The organism is Streptomyces sp. NPDC001515, assembly GCF_053597115.1.
On sequence record NZ_JBSFHN010000037.1, the window covers coordinates 32,734 to 51,794 of the forward strand.

Here is a 19,061-nt window from a genome sequence, read left to right on the forward strand (position 1 = left end):
TTACCGTATCGCGATCAGAGCACCACTTCGACGCCTTCTCCGGGAGGATTGCCCGAAGCCCGCTCGGACTCCAGAGCGTTCTGGAGGATCACCACAGCGGCAGCCTGGTCGATGACGGATCGGCCTTTTCTGGACTTCACGCCCGAGGCCCGCAGGCCCTGACTGGCCGTTACTGTGGTCATCCTCTCGTCCACCAATCGCACCGGAATGGGTGCGACCGCACGGGCGAGTACCTGCGCGAAGGCACGCACCTTGGCGGCGGCCGGCCCCTCGCCGCCGCCCAAGGAGCGGGGCAGGCCGACGACGACCTCGATCGGCTCGTACTCCGCGACGATCTGGCCGAGCCGCCGGTGGGCGGCCGGGACATCGCGTCCCGGCACGGTCTCCACCGGCGTCGCCAGGATCCCGTCGGGGTCGCACGAGGCGACCCCGATCCGGGCGTCCCCGACGTCGATCGCCAGCCGGCGACCGCGGCGCATCCGCTCCATGTCCGGTGTCACGCCGTCTCGGTGACGAGGCGTTCGACGGCGGCGACGGCGTCGCCGATCGCCTCCGGGTTCTGGCCGCCGCCCTGGGCGACGTCCGGCTTGCCGCCGCCCCCGCCGCCGAGGGTCTTGGCGGCGGTGCGGACCAGGTCGCCGGCCTTGAGGCCGCGCTCGCGGGCCGCCTCGTTGGTGGCGATGACGGTCAGCGGGCGCCCGTTGGCCGTGGTGAACAGGGCCACGACGGCCGGCCGGCCGCCCTGGATGCGGCCGCGGACGTCGAGGACGAGCTTGCGCAGATCGTCGGCGGAGGTGCCGTCCGGGACCTGGCCGGTGACCAGGGCGACGCCCCGGACGTCCTGGGCGGACTCGACCAGTCCGGCGGCGGCCGCCAGGACCTTCTCCGCGCGGAACTTCTCGATCTCCTTCTCGGCGTCCTTGAGCTTGCCGAGCATGCCGGCGATCTTCTCCGGAAGCTCCTCGGGACGGCCCTTCACCAGCTCCTGGAGCTGGGCGACGACCGTGTGCTCACGGGCCAGGAAGTTGTACGCGTCGACGCCGACGAGGGCCTCGATGCGGCGCACGCCCGAGCCGATGGACGATTCACCGAGCAGCTTCACCAGACCCAGCTGGGCGGTGTTGTGGACGTGGGTGCCGCCGCACAGCTCCTTGGAGAAGTCCCCGATGGTGACGACGCGGACCCGCTCGCCGTACTTCTCGCCGAACTCCGCGATGGCGCCCTGCTTCTTGGCCTCGTCGAGGGACATGACCTCGGCCTGGACGTCCAGCTCCCGGGAGAGCACGGCGTTGATCTTCTGCTCGACGTCGGTGAGGACCGTGCCGGGGACGGCGGCGGGCGAGCCGAAGTCGAAGCGGAAGCGGCCCGGGGAGTTCTCCGAACCGGCCTGGGCGGCCGTCGGACCGAGCGCGTCGCGCAGCGCCTGGTGCGTCAGGTGGGTGGCGCTGTGGGCGCGGGCGATGGCGCGGCGGCGGGTGGTGTCGATGGCGGCGAAGACCGGGGCCCCGACCGTCACCTCGCCGACCTGGACGACGCCCTTGTGGACGTGCACGCCGGGGACCGGCTTCTGGACGTCGCGGACCTCGATCACGGCGCCGGTGTCCAGCCGGATGCGGCCGGTGTCGGCGAGCTGGCCGCCGCCCTCGGCGTAGAACGGGGTGCGGTCCAGGACGACCTCGACCTCGTCGCCCTCGGTGGCGGCCGGGGAGGGGACGCCGTCCACGAGGAGGCCGACGATCGTCGACTCGCCCTCGGTGGTGCCGTAGCCGGTGAACTCGGTGGCGCCGGAGTTGTCCGCGACCTCGCGGTAGGCGGACAGGTCGGCGTGGCCGGTCTTCTTGGCGCGGGCGTCGGCCTTGGCCTTGTCGCGCTGCTCCTGCATCAGGCGGCGGAAGCCGTCCTCGTCCACGGACAGCCCCTGCTCGGCGGCCATCTCCAGGGTGAGGTCGATCGGGAAGCCCCAGGTGTCGTGGAGCAGGAACGCCTTGTCACCGGGGATGACCCGGCCGCCGGCGGCCTTGGTCTCGGTGACGGCGGTCTCCAGGATGTTGGTGCCGCCCTTGAGGGCCTTGAGGAAGGCGGCCTCCTCTGCGAGGGCGACGGTCTCGATGCGCTTGCGGTCGGTGATCAGCTCGGGGTACTGCTGCCCCATGGTGGTGATCACGACGTCGATCAGCTCGTTGACGACCGAGCCGGTGGCGCCCATCAGACGCATGTTGCGGATGGCGCGGCGCATGATGCGGCGCAGCACGTAGCCGCGGCCCTCGTTGCCGGGGGTGACGCCGTCACCGATCAGCATCACGGAGGTGCGGATGTGGTCGGCGACCACGCGCAGCGAGACGTCGGTGGACTCGGCGGCGCCGTAGCGCACCCCGGTCAGCTCGGTGGCCCGGTCCATGACGACGCGCAGGGTGTCGGTCTCGTACATGTTCTGGACGCCCTGCAGGATCATCGCGAGGCGTTCGAGGCCGAGACCGGTGTCGATGTTCTTGGAGGGCAGGTCGCCGAGGATCGGGAAGTCCTCCTTGCCGTCCCCCGCGCCGCGCTCGTACTGCATGAAGACCAGGTTCCAGATCTCCACGTACCGCTCGTCGTTGACGGCCGGGCCGCCCTCGACGCCGAATTCGGGGCCGCGGTCGTAGTTGATCTCGGAGCAGGGGCCGCAGGGGCCGGGGACGCCCATGGACCAGAAGTTGTCCTTCTTGCCCAGGCGCTGGATGCGCTCGGCCGGGACGCCGATCTTGTCGCGCCAGATGGCCTCGGCCTCGTCGTCGTCGAGGTAGACCGTGATCCAGAGGCGCTCGGGGTCCAGTCCGTAGCCGCCGTCCGCCACGGAGCTGGTCAGCAGCTCCCAGGCGTACGCGATGGCGCCTTCCTTGAAGTAGTCGCCGAAGGAGAAGTTCCCGCACATCTGGAAGAACGTGCCGTGCCGGGTGGTCTTGCCGACCTCCTCGATGTCCGGCGTGCGGACGCACTTCTGCACGCTGGTGACGCGCGGCGCGGGCGGCTTGACCTCACCGAGGAAGTACGGCTTGAAGGGCACCATGCCGGCCGGGACCAGCAGCAGAGTCGGATCGTCCGCGATGAGCGACGCCGAAGGGACAACGGTGTGACCGCGCTCCTCGTAGAAGCTCAGCCAGCGGCGGCGGATTTCAGCCGACTCCATCAGTGGTCCTCATTCCGGTTGTACGTGTTGGAGGTGCGTGGGGCAGGGGGGAGCGTGCGGCGGGGCCGGGGATCGGCCGCCTCCACGACGGTGTGGCGGCGCAGCGGCGGGTCGGCGTCGACGGGTGCGTCGAGTCCCAGCGCCTCGCCGAGTTCGGCTTCGCGCCGGGCCATGCCCTCGCGGACGTCCAGGGCGAAGTCCTTGAGCCGGTGGCCGGCGACGACCGCCCGGTCGGCGGCCTGGGCGGCCAGGCTCTCGGGGGTGAGCTGCTTGATCTTCCGGTTGACCTTGGTGGTGGCCCAGACCCCGGCGGCTGCGCCGGCGGTGAACCAGAACGTACGGCGGAACATCGCTGCGTCAGTCCTTCGATCCGCGGGCTTTGCGGGCGGCGCGCTTCCCGGCGCGGGCGGACGGCACGGTACGGCCGGTGATGACCGTGCGCCGGGAGGGTTCTCCCGGCGCGGTGCCGTCACGGCGGCCCAGGGCCCGCCGGACCCCGTAGCCGAAGGCCGCGACCTTGACGAGCGGGCCGCCGAACGTGGAGGCGACGGTGGTGGAGAGCGCCGAGGCGTTGGAGGTGACCTCCTGGACGTCCGTCGCGATCGCGTCGACCTTGTCGAGCTGGGTCTGCGCGGAGCGCACGGTCGCGGAGGCGTCGGCGAGCAGCGGGACGGCCTGTTCGGTCACGTCCGCCACGAGTCGGGTGGTCGCCCTGAGCGTCTGGGCGAGCCTCGCCAGCACGACGGCGAGGAACGAAACCAGGATCGCCCAGAAGACGGCCACCAGGATCCCGGCCACCTCACCACCGGACACAGTGCACCGCTCTCTGGTCGTGTCGTCTGTCTGTCTCTGTCTTGATCCCTGCTCTTCGGCTGCGGCCGTCTCGGCGGCCGGTTCACCGTGCCTTGAGCCTATCGCGCCGGGGCTCGCGCCCTGTACCGCATTCCCGCCCGGCGCGGAGGGTGTTCCGGCACCGTGATTGTACGGAGCGCTTTCGGGCCAGTACTCTGCGTGTTTCATGCGACGCCCTCAGCGCCCCGCCCCCTCCCCCGGCCCCGCCGGCTCCCCGGACGAGGCGAGCACCCCTGCCTCCGCGCACGAGACCTGTGCGTCCTGCCACCCGGGCAACCTCCCGGCGGAGCTGAGCGGGTTCGTGGGACGCCGGGACGAACTGGCCGAGGTGGCGCGGATGCTGGGGGGGTCGCGGCTCGTCACCGTCGTGGGGGTGGGCGGCGTGGGCAAGACGCGGCTGGTGACCCGGGCGGCGGCGCTGCTGGAGAAACGGTACTGCGACGGTGTCTGGCTGGTGGAGCTGTCCGCCGTCCACGATCCGGCGCTGCTGGAGCACGCGCTGGCCGCCGCCCTGGGCCTGACCGACCACACCACCCGGTCGCCGCGTGCCACCGTCCTCGCCCACTGCGCGGAGCGCCGGCTGCTGGTGGTGGTCGACGGCTACGAGCATCTGGTGGACGCCTGCGCGGAGCTGGTGCGGGAGCTGCTGCGGCGCTCGCCGGGGCTGCGGGTGCTGGCCGCCGGCCGGCTGCCGCTGGAGCTCGACGGGGAGGCGGTGTACCCGCTGGCGACGATGGGCGACGAGGACGCCCTGCGGCTCTTCGCCGAGCGGGCGGCGGCCGTGCGGCCGGGCTTCCGGCTGACGGACGGGACCCGGGACGCGGCCAGGGAGCTGTGCCGGCGGCTCGACGGGATCCCGCTCGCGCTGGAACTGGCGGCGGGACGGCTGCGCGCGCTCTCGGCAGAGGAAGTGCTCCAGCGTCTGGACGACCGCTTCCGGCTGCTCACCGGCGGAAGCCGGGGCGCCCTCGCCCGCCATCAGACGCTCCGTACGGCCATCGGCTGGAGCCATGAGCTGTGCGCGCCGGAGCAGCGGCTGCTGTGGGCCCGGCTCTCGGTCTTCGCGGGCTCCTTCGACCTGGAGGCCGTCGAGTACATCTGCAGCGGCCCCGACCTGCCGGCCGACTCCGTGCTGGACGTGCTCTCCGGTCTGCTGGCGCAGTCCGTCGTGCAGTGCGAGGACTCCCCCGCCGGCACCCGCTACCGGATGCTGGACACCATGCGGGAGTACGGCGCCGAGTGGCTGGCTGCGACGGGCGACACGGACCGGCTGCGCCGCCGCCACCGGGACTGGTTCCTGGGGCTCGCGACCTGGTGCGAGCTCGACTGGTTCAGCCCGCGGCAGGCCGAGGTGGCCGCGCGGGCGGAGAGCGAGCTGCCCAATCTGCGCCGGGCCATGGAGTGCTCCCTGGAGTGCCCCGAGGAGACGCATCTCGCGCAGTACCTGGCGGGCACGCTGTGGTTCCTCTGGGTGGGCTGCGGGCGCATCGCGGAGGGCCGGCACTGGCTGGACCACGTGCTGGCCGAGGAGTCCCCGTACGACTCCTCGCGGCTCAAGGCGCTGTGGGTGCTCGGCCATGTCGCGGTCCTCCAGGGCGATCCGGTCGCCGCGATCTCGGCGCTGACCGAGTGCCGCGAAGAGGCCGAGCGGACGGGCGACGCCGTGGCCGCCGCCTACGCGGTGCACCGCACCGGCTGCCTGGCCCTGGTCACGGACGACATGGAGCGCGCCCACACCCTGCTGAGGGACGCGCTCGACCGCTACCGGGACCTCGGCGAGCTGAACAGCAACGTCCTGATGGCCCGGATCGAGCTGGCCATGACGGTCGGCTTCCAGGGCGATCCGGAGAGCGCCGCCGAGATCTGCGAGGAGGTGCGGGAGATCTGCGAGGACCACGGCGAGCGCTGGGCACGCGGTTACGCGCTGTACGTGCTGGGGTTCACCTGCCTCCAGCAGGGTCTCCCCGCACACGCGCGCATGCTGCTCGGGCAGGCGCTGGCCAGCAGTCACGCCTTCCACGACCGGCTCGGCACCGTGCTCGCGGTGGAGCTGCTGGCCCTGGTCACGGCGGTGGAGGGGGACGCCGCCGAGGCGGCGCTGCTCCAGGGCGCGGCCGACCGGGTCTGGCCGTCGGTCGGGCTGCCGCTGTTCGGCTCGGTGCACTACGGCGGGCCCCGCGCCCGGTGCGCGGAGCTGTGCCGGGACGCGCTGGGCGAGGAGGCGTACGCCGGGCGGCTGCGGGCGGGCGGCCGGCTCGGGGTGGACGCGATGGTGGCCAGGGCGCTGGCGGGCCGGTCCGGGGAGCGGCTCGGCGCACGGCTCCCGTCCGGGGGAACGCGAAAGCCCGCCGCCTCCCCGGTCGGGGAGGGGCGGGCCTGAAACGCCGGTGTGAGCGGCTACGCCTGGATCAGCGGGCGTAGTACTCGACGACGAGCTGCTCGTCGCAGATCACCGGGATTTCCTTGCGGTTCGGGTCCCGGTCAAGGCGGAAGGCCAGGGCCTTCAGGTTCACCTGCAGGTAGCGCGGCGTCTCGCCGTCCGTGTCGTTGCCACCCTCACGGGCCACCTGGAAGGGGTACTTGTCGCGGCTGCGCTCGCGGACCATGACGATGTCGTCCGGGCGGACGCGGAACGACGGCTTGTCGACCTTGCCGCCGTTGACCTCGATGTGGCCGTGGACGACCATCTGGCGGGCCTGGTAGATCGTCTTGGCGATACCGGAACGCAGGACCAGCGCGTCGAGGCGACGCTCCAGCTCGACGACCAGCGCCTCGCCCGTCTTGCCCTCGGCCTTCTTGGCACGGTCGTAGGCGCGCACCATCTGGCGCTCGCTGATGTCGTACTGCGCGCGCAGACGCTGCTTCTCCAGCAGACGGACCTTGTAGTCCGAGTTCTGCTTGCGGCCACGGCCGTGCTCGCCCGGCGGGTAGGGGCGGGCCTCGAAGTACTTGACGGCCTTCGGCGTCAGCGCGATGCCGAGCGCGCGGCTCTTCTTGACCTTGGGACGCGACTGATTAGGCACGTTCTCCAGACCTCCGAAATAGGTTAGGTTAGGCTCACCTTACTCAAGGAGATCGCATGTCTCGCCCTGGGAACACCACACACGTCACGGACAGCACAGACAGCATCGACGCGCTCGATGGCGTCGAGATGACGGAGGACCGATCAGATCGTGGTCAGCCGCGTCCCAGCGGGCTTGAAAACACTCGGATGCCGTCAGCAGCCGAGCGCACACGAACTCTCGTACAGAGTACCTGCTCCGCGGTGCTGCTCGTCCCCGGGGCTGCGACGGCGGCCCCGGACCGCCCCGAACCGCTGTCCCGGACCATCGGTCCGGAAGGCGATCTCCTCCTGGAGTTCCCCACGTCGTCCCCGGTCGTGCGGGCCGTGACGGACCCCGGGGACGGGGAGCCGGCCGGCGTGCTGGAGATCACGGACGTCGCCCCGGTGGCCGTCCCGCACCGCGTCCGGGGCCGGGCCCGGATCTGCGGCCGACTCACCCCCGTCCCGGGTCTCGCGGGCCCCGGCCGGACGGTGCTCCGCCTGGAGACGGCCGAGGCCCACGTCGAGGATCTGTGGGGAGCGGAAGCCGTCACCCGCGAGGAGCTGCGGGACGCCGCCGCCGACCCGCTCGCCGCCCACGAGACGGCGTTGCTGCAGCATCTGCACGCGGCCCACGGCGACACCCTGGAAACCCTGTGCGCGCTGCTCGGCGAGCGCGGCGCCGGGTCCGGGGCGGCCGACGGGCCGGCGGTCGTGCCGCTCGCACTGGACCGGCTCGGTCTGCGCGTCCGCGTCCTCGCACCCGGCGGCACCTGCTTCGACGCGCGCTTCGAGTTCCCCGAGCCGGTGCGCGACGCGGCGGAACTGAGCCGCGCCCTGCACACCCTCTTCGAGGCGGCCGCGGCCTGAGACCGTCGCGGCGGCGCCCCGGCCCCGGTCAGGAGGCGTCCGCGTCGCCCGCCCCGTCCTCGCGGCCCAGCCGCTCACGGACCCGGTCGGCCACATCCGCGTACCGCGCCTCGGCGCCGTAGCGCGTGGGCCGGTAGTAGCGCTTGCCCAGCACGGCGTCGGGGGCGTACTGCTGGGCGGCGATCCCGCCCGGGACGTCGTGCGGGTAGACATAGCCCTGGGCGTGGCCGAGCTTGGCGGCGCCCTTGTAGTGGCCGTCGCGCAGATGCGCGGGCACCGGGCCGGCCAGCCCCTTGCGCACGTCCTCCCGGGCGGCGGAGATGGCCAGGGTGGCCGCGTTGGACTTCGGGGCGAGCGCCAGCGCGATGGTGGCGTGGCTGAGGGTGAGGGCCGCCTCGGGGAAACCGATCATCGCCACCGCCTGGGCCGCGGCGACCGCCGTCGGCAGCGCCGTGGGATCGGCGAGGCCGATGTCCTCGCTGGCCGAGATCATCAGCCGCCGGGCGATGAAGCGGGGGTCCTCCCCCGCCTCGATCATCCGGGCCAGATAGTGCAGCGCCGCGTCGACGTCGGAACCGCGGATCGACTTGATCAGCGCGCTCGCCACGTCGTAGTGCTGGTCGCCGTCCCGGTCGTACGTCACGGCGGCCCGGTCGACCGTCTCCTCCACCGTGGAGAGCGTGATCGTCTCCTCGTGCTTGGCCAGCGCGGCACCGGCGGCGGCCTCCAGGGCCGTCAGCGCCCGGCGCGCGTCGCCGCCGGCCACCCGCAGCAGATGCTCGCGGGCGTCCTCGTCCAGCGCCACCGCCCCGCCCAGTCCCCGCTCGTCGGTCAGGGCGCGGTCCATCAGTCCGCGCAGATCGTCGTCGGTGAGGGACTCCAGCGTCAGCAGCAGCGAGCGCGAGAGCAGCGGGGAGATGATCGAGAAGTACGGATTCTCGGTGGTCGCGGCGATCAGCGTGACCCAGCGGTTCTCCACCGCCGGGAGCAGGGAGTCCTGCTGCGCCTTGGAGAAGCGGTGGATCTCGTCGAGGAAGAGGACGGTCTCCTTGCCGTACCCCCCGGCGGCGCGCCGGGCGCCCTCGATCACGGCCCGTACTTCCTTGACGCCCGCGGTGATGGCGGAGAGCTCGACAAATCGTTTGTTCGTGGCCTTGCTGACCACGTACGCCAGGGTCGTCTTCCCGATCCCGGGAGGGCCCCAGAGGATCACGGACGAGGCCCCGGCCGGTCCTCCGCCGCCCTCGCCGACCAGACGGCGCAGGGGGGAGCCCGGCTTGAGCAGATGCTGCTGGCCGACGACCTCGTCCAGCGTACGCGGACGCATCCGCACAGCGAGGGGGCTGCTGGACGGGTCCTTCTCCTGGCGGTCTTCGGCGGCTGCGGTAAAGAGGTCGGGCTCCACGTCCGAAAGCCTAAGCCACCCCACTGACAACGCCGCCGGACCGGTGCGGGCCCGGCGGGCGGGAGGGGTCCGGTCAGCTGGTCCAGAAGTCCCACCAGCGGGTCAGGATCAGCATGCCGATGATGCCGACCCACAGGACCGGGGGCACCCAGTGGAACTCGGTGAGGCCGTTGCGGAGCCAGGCGGGCGCGGGGATGATCCGGTGCTTGATGTTGTGCACGGTGACGTAGCAGAACATGAAGATCGTGGCGACCCAGGCCAGGCAGCACCACAGGCAGAGCGAGTTGATGTTGTACAGCGACTGGTACTGCAGCCAGGTGCAGAAGCCGACGCCGAAGAGCATCCCGGCGTTCATGCCCAGCCAGTACCAGGCGCGGAAGCGGGCCCCGGCGAGCAGCGCGAGACCGATGCCGATGATCACCGGGTAGGTGGCCATGCCCAGCATCGGGTTGGGGAAGCCGAAGGCCGCCGCCTGCTCGCTCTTCATGATGTTGCCGCAGGCCACCACCGGGTTGAGACTGCACCCGGGCACGAAGGTGGGGTCCTCCGCGAGCTTCAGCTTGTCGATCGTGATGACCCAGGCGGCGAGGAGTCCGGCGGCGCCCGTGATCACCAGCAGCAGCGCCAGCGCGCGGCCGCCGCCGATGGTCCGCGTCCCGCGGTCCTCGTCCTGGTCGGAGGAGGGATGGTCAACCGCTGCAGTCGTCATATCGCCGTTCCGTCAGTGAGTGGCCTGCTGGGGCAGGGTCATTGTGCCGTACGGTTCCTCCGCTTCTCCGTTCGATGCGGATAAAGACGCGCACACGGCAAGGGCTCCGCCGGGTGCCGAACGCGGTGGTGACGGGGCGCCGTTGCCGCGACCGCCCGCCGACCGGGCCCGCCCGCGCTCCGGGTAAATCGCCCGGCAGGGTGAAAACGACCGGCGCCCCGTTGACATCGGGGTCAACGGGGCGCGGCGGTCGGGGCGTTGCGCGGGTCAGACGAGGCGGGCGCGGACCGTCTCGACGACATCGGACAGGGGAACGGCGGTCTGCTCGCCGGACTCCATGTCCTTGAGCTGCACGACGCCTTCGGCCAGATCGCGTTCACCGGCGACGATCGTGAACCGGGCCCCGGAGCGGTTGGCGCTCTTCATGGCACCCTTCAGGCCCCGGCCGCCGAACGCGAAGTCCGCGGCCACGCCCTCCCGGCGCAGCCGGGTGACGACGCCGAACAGCACCCGGCGGGCGTCCTCCCCGAGCGGGACGGCGAAGACGCTGGTGGTGGGGGGCAGTTCGAGCGCGACGCCCTCCGCCTCCAGGGCGAGCACCGTGCGGTCCACGCCGAGGGCCCAGCCGACCGAGGGCAGCGCGGGGCCGCCGATCATCTCGGAGAGCCCGTCGTACCGTCCGCCGCCGCCGACCGCGGACTGGGAGCCCAGCCCGTCGTGGACGAACTCGAAGGTGGTGCGGGTGTAGTAGTCCAGGCCGCGGACGAGCTTCTCGTCGTCCTCGAAGACGACGCCCGCCTCGCTGAGCAGGTCGCGGACCTGCTGGTGGTACGCCTTGCAGGCGTCGCAGAGGTAGTCGCGCAGCACCGGCGCGCCGGCCAGCTGCTTCTGGACCTCGGGGCGCTTGTCGTCGAGGACCCGCAGCGGGTTGATCTCGATGCGGCGCCGGGTCTCCTCGTCGAGGTCGAGATCGCGCAGGAAGGTCTGGAGCGCCTCGCGGTAGACCGGCCGGCACTCCCGGTCCCCCAGCGAGTTCAGCAGGATGCGGAACTCGCGCAGCCCGAGGGCGCGGTACGCCTGGTCCGCGAGGATGATCAGCTCGGCGTCGAGCACCGGGTCCTCGGCGCCGATCGCCTCGGCACCCACCTGCGAGAAGTGGCGGTAGCGGCCCTTCTGGGGGCGCTCGTAGCGGTAGTACGAGCCGGAGTACCAGAGCTTGACGGGCAGGTTGCCGGCCTTGTGGAGGTTGGCCTCCAGCGCGGCGCGGAGCACGGAGGCGGTGCCCTCGGGGCGCAGCGCCAGCTGGGAGCCGCCCTTGGTGGTGAGGGTGTACATCTCCTTGGTGACGATGTCGGTGGACTCACCGACGCCCCGGGAGAAGAGGGCGACGTCCTCGAAGCCGGGCGTCTCGATGTATCCGTAGCCGGAGTTCTTCAGCGGGGCGGCGATCGCCTCGCGCACCGCGAGGAACGTCGCGGAGTCGGGCGGGGTCAGGTCGTACGTGCCCTTGGGGGCCTTGAAGGTGCTCACGATGTCTCTCGTCACATTCCTCGTCGGGGCGCGGCCGCACCGCTGAGGTACGGGTTGGTGGCGCGTTCGCGTCCGATGGTGGTCTGGGGGCCGTGGCCGGACAGCACCACCGTCGAGTCGTCGAGCGGCAGGCACACACGGGCCAGCGACTCGATCAGCTCGACGGGGTCGCCGCCGGGCAGGTCGGTGCGTCCGACGGAGCCGGCGAAGAGCAGGTCGCCCGAGAAGAGGACCGGCGGAACGTCCGCGGCCTCGGGCATCCCGAACGTCACCGACCCCTTGGTATGGCCGGGCGCGTGCGAGACGCCGAACTCCATGCCCGCCAGCCGGAGCCGGGCGCCGTCGCTCAGCTCCTTGACGTCGTCCGGCTCGCCGATGGTCAGCTCGCCCATGAGCGGCATCCCGATGGAGCGGCCGAGGGCCTTCTCCGGGTCGCTCATCATGTACCGGTCCTCGGGGTGGATCCACGCCGGGACGTCGTGCGCCCCGCAGACGGGGACGACCGAGGCGACGTGGTCGATGTGGCCGTGCGTGAGGATCACCGCGACCGGCTTGAGCCGATGCTTCTTCAGCGCGTCCTCGACGCCGGGAGCCGCCTGGTGGCCCGGGTCGATGATCACGCACTCCTCGCCCGCGGCGGGGGCGACCAGGTAACAGTTGGTCCCCCAGGCCCCGGCCGGGAACCCGGCAATCAGCACGATCGTCCTTAATGGTCGTCCGACGAGAGGTCGGCTGCGAGGTCGCAGCAGTTCAGAGCCTACCGGCGCTCCTCATTCCACAGCCAACGCGTATACGGTACGGGGCAACGCAGGCCCGGTCACACGACGTACAAGGAGATCACCCGGTGGTCAGCAGCGATCAGCGGCGGCGGCAGCTCGCCAGGGAGAAGTTCGAGCGGCAGCAGCAGCGCCGTGAGGAGGCCCGTCGCAGGACGAGGCGGCTGACGGTCGTCATCACCTCCTCGGTGGCCGTGGTGGCGGTCATCGCGGGTGCCACGTACCTCGCCACCAGCGGCGACGACGACAAGAGCGACAAGGCGGCCGCGTCGGCGAGCACGAGCCCGTCCGCGGAGCCCTCGCCCTCGGCGAGCGAGAAGTCCGAGCCCGAACCGGCGATGAAGATCGACAAGAAGGCCTCGTACACGATGTCGCTCGCCACGAGCCAGGGCGACATCGCGTTCACCATGGACGCGGCCAAGACGCCGCACACGACCAACTCCTTCAAGTCGCTCGCGGACAAGAAGTTCTTCGACGGCACGAAGTGCCACCGGCTGACGACGGACGGCATCTTCGTCCTGCAGTGCGGCGACCCGAAGGGCGACGGCACCGGCGGTCCGGGCTACACGATCCCGGACGAGAATCTGACGGCCCTCGGCAAGGCGGGCGCCGACGGCACGGTGACGTACCCGGCGGGCACGGTGGCGATGGCCAACACCGGCCAGGCGCACACCGGCGGCAGCCAGTTCTTCCTCGTGTACAAGGACAGCAAGCTGCCGCCCACGTACACGCCGTTCGGGACGATGGACAAGGACTCCCTGAAGGTCGTCGAGACGATCGGCAAGGCGGGCGTGGACGGCGGCGCGGCCGACGGTGCGCCGAAGAAGGCCGTGAACATCTCGAAGGTCACCGTCGACAAGGGGTGAACCGGCGGGAACGCGCTCGGTGCGGCCGGATAATTTCGGCCGCGCTGAGTGCGGACAGCCGGGCGGCGCGTCGCCTAGATTGGCGTTGTGCAGGGCGGGCGCTGCCCGCCCCAGGAAACTGTGGACGATGCCAGGGGGGCGAACCCCTTCGCGGGCATCAGGTGGAGGAGGCGCTGTGAGCAGCGACCCGTGGGGCCGTGTCGACGAGACAGGCACCGTGTACGTGCGTACAGCCGACGGCGAGCAGGTCGTCGGATCGTGGCAGGCCGGTTCTCCGGAGGAGGCCCTGGCCTACTTCGAGCGCAAGTACGAGGGCATTGTGGTCGAGATCGGCCTCCTCGAACGGCGGGTGAAGACCACCGATCTGTCCGCGAAGGACGCGACCACCGCCATCGAGCATCTGCGCGCCCAGGTCGACGAGCACCACGCCGTCGGTGACCTGGACGCGCTGCGCAAGCGGCTGGACGCCCTGGTGGCGACGGTCGACTCGCGGCGTGAGGAGCGCAAGGCGCAGAAGGCGAAGCAGACCGACGAGGCCAAGCAGGCCAAGGAGGCGCTGGTCGCCGAGGCCGAGGAGCTGGCGCGCAGCGAGCAGTGGCGCGCGGCCGGCGAGCGGCTGCGGGCGCTCGTGGACACGTGGAAGGGCCTGCCCCGGCTCGACCGCAAGTCGGACGACGAGCTGTGGCACCGCTTCTCGCACGCCCGCTCGGCCTTCTCCAAGCGGCGCAAGGCCCACTTCGCCTCGCTGGACGCCCAGCGCGAGGAGGCCCGCAAGATCAAGGAGCGGCTGGTCGCCGAAGCCGAGTCGCTCTCCGGGTCCCGGGACTGGGGTGCCACGGCGGCCCGCTACCGCGACCTGATGACCGAGTGGAAGGCGGCGGGCCGCGCCCAGCGCGAGGCCGAGGACGATCTGTGGAACCGTTTCCGCGGTGCCCAGGACGTCTTCTTCGCCGCGCGCGGCGAGGTCTTCGCGGAGCGTGACGCGGAGCAGGGCGAGAACCTCAAGCTCAAGGAGGAGCTCGCCGCCGAGGCCGAGAAGCTGGTGCCGGTGACGGACCTGAAGGCGGCCCGTGCCGCGTTCCGGGGCCTGAACGAGCGCTGGGAGGCCATCGGCCATGTGCCGCGCGACGCCCGTCCGAAGGTCGAGGGGCGGATGCAGGCCGTGGAGCGGGCGCTCCAGGAGGCCGAGGAGGCGGAGTGGCGCCGGACCAACCCGGAGGCGCGGGCCCGTGCCGCGGGTCTGACCGGGCAGCTCCAGGCGGCCGTCGACAAGCTGCGTACGCAGATCGACACCGCGCGTGCCTCGGGCAACAACGCCCGTGCCGACAAGCTGGCCCGTGAGCTGGAGGGCCGGCAGGCGCTGCTGGACCAGGCGCTGAAGGGGCTCGAGGAGTTCGGCGGCTGACCGCCCGCTCCCCGCCACACGAGAGGGGCCCTTCCGCTTCGTGCGGAGGGGCCCCTCTCGTGTGGGTGCGGCGCCGGGTCTACGGCCTGCGGGCCGAGGTCACCCGGTACACGTCGTAGACGCCCTCCACGCCGCGTACGGCCTTCAGGACGTGGCCGAGGTGCTTGGGGTCGCCCATCTCGAAGGTGAAGCGCGAGGTGGCCACCCGGTCGCGGGAGGTCTGGACGGCCGCCGACAGGATGTTGACGTGCTGGTCGGACAGGACCCGGGTGACGTCCGAGAGAAGCCGGGAGCGGTCCAGCGCCTCGACCTGGATGGCGACCAGGAAGACGGAGGACTGGGTCGGGGCCCATTCGACGTCGAGGATCCGCTCCGGCTGCTGCGAGAGCGAGTCGACGTTGACGCAGTCGGCCCGGTGCACGGAGACGCCGCTGCCGCGCGTGACGAAGCCGATGATGGGGTCGCCCGGGACGGGGGTGCAGCAGCGGGCGAGCTTCACCCAGACGTCCTCGACGCCCTTGACCACGACGCCCGGATCGGCGTTGGAGCGGCGCTTGGCGCGGCTGCGGGAGGGCGGGGTGCTCTCCTCCAGGTCCTCGCTGGCCGCGTCCTCGCCGCCGAGGGCCTGGACCAGCTTCTGCACGACACCCGCGGCGGCCACATGGCCCTCGCCGATCGCCGCGTAGAGCGAGGAGATGTCGGGGTAGCGCATCTCGTGGGCGAGGGTGACCAGCGAGTCGCCGGTCAGGATGCGCTGGATCGGCAGGTTCTGCTTGCGCATGGCGCGCGCGATGGCGTCCTTGCCCTGCTCGATCGCCTCGTCCCGGCGCTCCTTGGAGAACCAGGCGCGGATCTTGTTGCGTGCCCTGGGCGACTTGACGAAGCCGAGCCAGTCGCGCGAGGGGCCCGCGCCGGCGGCCTTGGAGGTGAAGACCTCCACCAGGTCGCCGTTGTCGAGCGTGGACTCCAGCGGGACGAGCCGCCCGTTGACCCGTGCTCCTATCGTCCGATGGCCGACCTCCGTGTGGACGGCGTACGCGAAGTCGACCGGGGTCGCCCCGGCCGGAAGCGCTATGACGTCGCCCTTGGGCGTGAAGACGAAGACCTCGTTGCGCGAGAGGTCGAAGCGCAGCGACTCCAGGAACTCGCTGGGGTCCTCGGTCTCCTTCTGCCAGTCCAGGAGCTGGCGCAGCCACGCCATGTCGTTCACGGTGTCCTGGCCGCGCCCGGTGTTCTTGGGGACGTCGGTGCGCACTTTGGAGGCGCCGGCCACGGCCTCCTGCTTGTACTTCCAGTGCGCGGCGATGCCGTACTCGGCGCGGCGGTGCATGTCGAAGGTGCGGATCTGGAGTTCGACGGGCTTTCCGCTGGGACCGATCACCGTGGTGTGCAGCGACTGGTACATGTTGAACTTGGGCATCGCGATGTAGTCCTTGAACCGGCCGGGGACCGGATTCCATCGCGCGTGGACGGTGCCGAGCGCCGCGTAGCAGTCGCGGACGGTGTCGACGAGCACCCTGATGCCCACCAGGTCGTAGATCTCGGCGAAGTCCCGGCCCCGCACGATCATCTTCTGGTAGACGCTGTAGTAGTGCTTGGGCCGTCCGGTGACGGTCGCCTTGATGCGGGCGGCGCGCAGGTCGGCCTGGACCTCGTCGGTCACTATGGCGAGGTATTCGTCGCGCTTGGGCGCCCGCTCGGCGACGAGCCGGACGATCTCGTCGTACATCTTGGGATAGAGGATCGCGAAGGCGAGGTCCTCCAGCTCCCACTTGATGGTGTTCATGCCCAGGCGGTGGGCGAGGGGGGCGTAGATCTCCAGCGTCTCGCGGGCCTTCTTCTCCTGCTTCTCCCGCTTGAGGTAGCGCATGGTGCGCATGTTGTGGAGCCGGTCGGCCAGCTTGATGACCAGGACCCGGGGGTCCTTGGCCATGGCGACGACCATCTTGCGCACGGTCTCGGCCTGGGCGGCCTCGCCGAACTTGACCTTGTCGAGCTTGGTGACGCCGTCGACGAGCAGGGCGACCTGGTCGCCGAAGTCCTTGCGGAGGGTGTCCAGGCCGTATTCGGTGTCCTCGACGGTGTCGTGCAGCAGGCCCGCCATCAGAGTGGCCGGATCCATACCCAGCTCGGCGAGGATCGTCGTCACGGCGAGCGGATGGGTGATGTACGGGTCGCCGCTCTTGCGCTTCTGGCCGCGGTGCCAGCGTTCGGCGACCTGGTAGGCGCGCTCGATCTGGCGCAGCGTGGACGCCTCGGTCTTGGCGTCGTTGCCCCGGACGATACGCAGCAGCGGCTCCAGCACGGGGTTGTACGGGCTGGAGCGCTGGACGCCGAGGCGGGCGAGGCGGGCCCGGACACGGTTGGAGGAGCCGCCGGTGCGGGACGCCGAGCTCGCAGGGGCGGTCGGCGCGGGCTTCGCGGGCGGCTTGGGCGCGGTGGGGGCCGGGGAGGAGGGCGCGGCCGGCTGGCTGGGCGAGGCGGGCGCGGGCCCGTTCGCCTCGGCGGGGGCGGGGCCCGTGCCGGGCTGCGGTGCCGGGGGCTTCGGCTTCTCCGCGGGCGGCTGCTTCGCGGGCGTGGCTGAGGCCGCCGCGGGCTTGTCGGGCTGCGGGGCGGCGACTGGCTGGGCCTCGTCTGGCAAGAGCGCTCCTCGTGCGGATCCGGACACCCGGAAGGGCCATCGTATCGAGCCGACGGCCGGTCCTCCCCCGGGGACCGGGAGAGCCCTCACAACGCCGACGGGCACCCGGATTGTTCCCGGGTGCCCGTCGGCACGGCGCGTGGTGCGGTCAGACCGTGATCAGGGCCTCCAGCGGGGCACCCTTCAGGTCCGGGAGGAGGCGCTCGCGTCCGGCCAGGAAGCCCAGCTCCATGAGGACGCTGACGCCGGCGACCCGGGCCCCGGCCCGCCGGATCAGCTCCAGCGAGGCGGCGGCGGTGCCGCCGGTGGCCAGCACGTCGTCGATGACCATGACGTGGTCGTCGGCCGACAGGTCCTCCGCGTGGATCTCGATCTCCGCGGTGCCGTACTCAAGCTCGTACGCCTGGCTGAGCGTGGCGCCCGGCAGCTTCCCGGCCTTGCGGACGGGGACGAAGCCGAGGCCGGCGCGGACGGCGACCGGGGCGGCCAGGATGAAGCCGCGGGCCTCCAGGCCGACGATCTTCGTGGCGCCGTGCCGTACGCACAGCTCCGCGAGGGCGTCCGTGAGGGCCGTGAAGGCGACGGGGTCCGCGAGGAGCGGGGTGATGTCCTTGAACATCACGCCCGGCTTCGGGTAGTCCGCCACGTCCCGGATGCGGCTGAGGAGCAGCTCCCGGGTGCCCTCCGCGGTGCTGGTCATCGGCGCTTCCCTCCGGTCCGGCCGTGGCCCGTGGGGGGCTCCTGGCGCTGGCCGACGACCGCTCCGGCGGGCGCGGCGTCCTCGGGGGACTCGTCGTCCTGTCCGCCGTCGGGGGACTCGCCCTTGGCCGCGGCGGCGGCGCGCTTGGCGAGGACCCGCTTCTTCAGGGCCTTCATCTGCGGTTCGCGTTCCTTGAGGTCCGCGACGAGCGGGGTGGCGATGAAGATCGAGGAGTACGCACCGGCGGCGAGGCCGACGAAGAGTGCCAGCGAGATGTCGTTCAGCATGCCGGCGCCGAGGACGCCGCCACCGATGAAGAGCAGACCGGCCACCGGCAGCAGGGCGACGACGGTGGTGTTGATCGAGCGGACCAGCGTCCCGTTGATGGAACGGTTGGCGACGTCGCTGTACGTCCACCGGGTCTGCTTGGTGATCCCGTGCGTGCCCTCCTTGAGGCTGTCGAAGACGACGACCGTGTCGTAGAGGGAGTAACCGAGGATGGTCAGCAGACCGATGACCGTGCCCGGCGTGACCTCGAAGCCGACCAGGGCGTAGACCCCGACCGTGATGGTGATGTCGTGGATCAGCGCCGCGAGGGCCGCGATGGCCATGCGCCATTCGAAGGCGATCGCCAGGTAGATCACCACGAGGACCATGAAGACGCCGAGGCCGGTCCATGCCTTGTTGGCGATCTGCTCACCCCAGCTGGGGCCGACCAGATCGGCCGCGATCTTCTCGCTCGGGACGTCGAGGCCCTTGGAGAGCGCCGTCTTGATCTCGTCCGACTTGGCGGTGTCGACCTCGGTGATCTGGATGCGCAGCGTGCCGTTGCCCAGCTTCTGGACGATGGCCTGGTGGCCGGATGCCTCCGTGGCCAGGTCCTCGGCCTGGGCGACCGTGGCGGACGTCTTCGGGGTGGTGAAGACGGCGCCGCCCTTGAACTCGATGCCCATGTTCAGGCCGCTGACCGCCAGACCGAGGATGGCCGTGATGGTGATCAGGATCGAGACGCCGTACCAGATCTTCCGCTTGCCGATGAAGTCGTAGCCGACCTCGCCGCGGTAGAGACGGGCGCCGAGATTGCCGAGTCGCGACATC

The 19,061-nt window shown here is 71.4% G+C and carries 15 protein-coding genes and 1 pseudogene; 4 read left to right on the forward strand and 12 right to left on the reverse strand.

The genetic code is table 11. From position 1 onward, the window contains the following. Window positions 1–14 precede the first annotated feature (14 nt). The 4 genes from ruvX to ACWCXC_RS30740 are packed head-to-tail and all read right to left on the reverse strand — an operon-like array spanning window position 15 to window position 3,979. Complete coding sequence (gene ruvX, locus ACWCXC_RS30725) at window positions 15–488, reverse strand: Holliday junction resolvase RuvX (RefSeq protein WP_450682122.1); 474 nt, start codon at window positions 486–488, stop codon at window positions 15–17. 8 nt (window positions 489–496) lie between these two features. Then, window positions 497–3,166 carry an alanine--tRNA ligase gene (gene alaS, locus ACWCXC_RS30730; RefSeq protein ID WP_450891152.1) on the reverse strand — a complete coding sequence of 890 codons (2,670 nt, stop codon included), beginning with the start codon at window positions 3,164–3,166 and terminating at the stop codon, window positions 497–499. After that, window positions 3,166–3,516 (reverse strand): DUF6167 family protein, encoded by a 351-nt coding sequence (locus ACWCXC_RS30735; protein WP_450682120.1) that lies wholly within the window; start codon window positions 3,514–3,516, stop codon window positions 3,166–3,168. The genes alaS and ACWCXC_RS30735 overlap by 1 nt, the downstream gene beginning before the upstream one ends. 7 nt (window positions 3,517–3,523) lie before the next feature. After that, window positions 3,524–3,979, reverse strand: coding sequence for a DUF948 domain-containing protein (locus ACWCXC_RS30740; protein ID WP_450682119.1), 456 nt, complete (start codon window positions 3,977–3,979; stop codon window positions 3,524–3,526). A gap of 205 nt (window positions 3,980–4,184) precedes the next feature. Here ACWCXC_RS30740 and ACWCXC_RS30745 point away from each other — a divergent pair. Beyond that, a pseudogene (locus ACWCXC_RS30745) lies at window positions 4,185–6,411 on the forward strand (ATP-binding protein). 15 nt (window positions 6,412–6,426) lie between these two features. On the opposite strand, the gene rpsD reads toward ACWCXC_RS30745, so the two are convergent. Then, entirely contained in the window at window positions 6,427–7,041 is a 615-nt protein-coding gene (gene rpsD, locus ACWCXC_RS30750) for a 30S ribosomal protein S4 (RefSeq protein WP_450682118.1), read from the reverse strand. 188 nt (window positions 7,042–7,229) lie between these two features. On the opposite strand from rpsD, the gene ACWCXC_RS30755 reads away from it, so the two are divergent. Further along, the gene (locus ACWCXC_RS30755) at window positions 7,230–7,931 is read left to right on the forward strand and encodes a DUF2470 domain-containing protein (protein ID WP_450682117.1); all 702 of its coding nucleotides are present in this window, start codon (window positions 7,230–7,232) and stop codon (window positions 7,929–7,931) included. Between the two features lie 28 nt (window positions 7,932–7,959). Here ACWCXC_RS30755 and ACWCXC_RS30760 read toward each other — a convergent pair whose 3' ends face one another. The 4 genes from ACWCXC_RS30760 to ACWCXC_RS30775 all read right to left on the reverse strand — a co-directional run bounded on the left by ACWCXC_RS30760 (window position 7,960) and on the right by ACWCXC_RS30775 (window position 12,273). Continuing rightward, complete coding sequence (locus ACWCXC_RS30760) at window positions 7,960–9,336, reverse strand: replication-associated recombination protein A (protein WP_450891153.1); 1,377 nt, start codon at window positions 9,334–9,336, stop codon at window positions 7,960–7,962. Between the two features lie 73 nt (window positions 9,337–9,409). Beyond that, window positions 9,410–10,045 (reverse strand): vitamin K epoxide reductase family protein, encoded by a 636-nt coding sequence (locus ACWCXC_RS30765; RefSeq protein ID WP_383646027.1) that lies wholly within the window; start codon window positions 10,043–10,045, stop codon window positions 9,410–9,412. 267 nt (window positions 10,046–10,312) lie between these two features. Further along, a complete protein-coding gene (hisS, locus tag ACWCXC_RS30770; protein WP_450891154.1) occupies window positions 10,313–11,575 on the reverse strand; it encodes a histidine--tRNA ligase in 1,263 nt (420 codons plus the stop codon). Between the two features lie 11 nt (window positions 11,576–11,586). Beyond that, window positions 11,587–12,273, reverse strand: a complete 687-nt coding sequence (locus ACWCXC_RS30775) for an MBL fold metallo-hydrolase (protein WP_450682114.1) — start codon at window positions 12,271–12,273, stop codon at window positions 11,587–11,589. 146 nt (window positions 12,274–12,419) lie between these two features. Between ACWCXC_RS30775 and ACWCXC_RS30780 the strand changes: the two genes are divergently transcribed. Then, window positions 12,420–13,217, forward strand: a complete 798-nt coding sequence (locus tag ACWCXC_RS30780) for a peptidylprolyl isomerase (protein ID WP_450682113.1) — start codon at window positions 12,420–12,422, stop codon at window positions 13,215–13,217. Window positions 13,218–13,392: 175 nt separating this feature from the next. Continuing rightward, window positions 13,393–14,622, forward strand: coding sequence for a DUF349 domain-containing protein (locus ACWCXC_RS30785; protein ID WP_450682112.1), 1,230 nt, complete (start codon window positions 13,393–13,395; stop codon window positions 14,620–14,622). A gap of 79 nt (window positions 14,623–14,701) precedes the next feature. On the opposite strand, the gene ACWCXC_RS30790 is transcribed toward ACWCXC_RS30785, so the two are convergent. From ACWCXC_RS30790 to secF, 3 genes are all read right to left on the reverse strand, one after another. After that, window positions 14,702–17,263: a RelA/SpoT family protein gene (locus ACWCXC_RS30790; RefSeq protein ID WP_450682111.1), complete on the reverse strand. Its 2,562-nt coding sequence runs from the start codon at window positions 17,261–17,263 to the stop codon at window positions 14,702–14,704. A gap of 148 nt (window positions 17,264–17,411) precedes the next feature. Then, window positions 17,412–17,963 carry an adenine phosphoribosyltransferase gene (locus ACWCXC_RS30795; RefSeq protein ID WP_450682110.1) on the reverse strand — a complete coding sequence of 184 codons (552 nt, stop codon included), beginning with the start codon at window positions 17,961–17,963 and terminating at the stop codon, window positions 17,412–17,414. Next, window positions 17,960–19,060, reverse strand: a complete 1,101-nt coding sequence (secF, locus tag ACWCXC_RS30800; RefSeq protein ID WP_450682109.1) for a protein translocase subunit SecF — start codon at window positions 19,058–19,060, stop codon at window positions 17,960–17,962. The genes ACWCXC_RS30795 and secF overlap by 4 nt, the downstream gene beginning before the upstream one ends. Window position 19,061 lies beyond the last annotated feature (1 nt).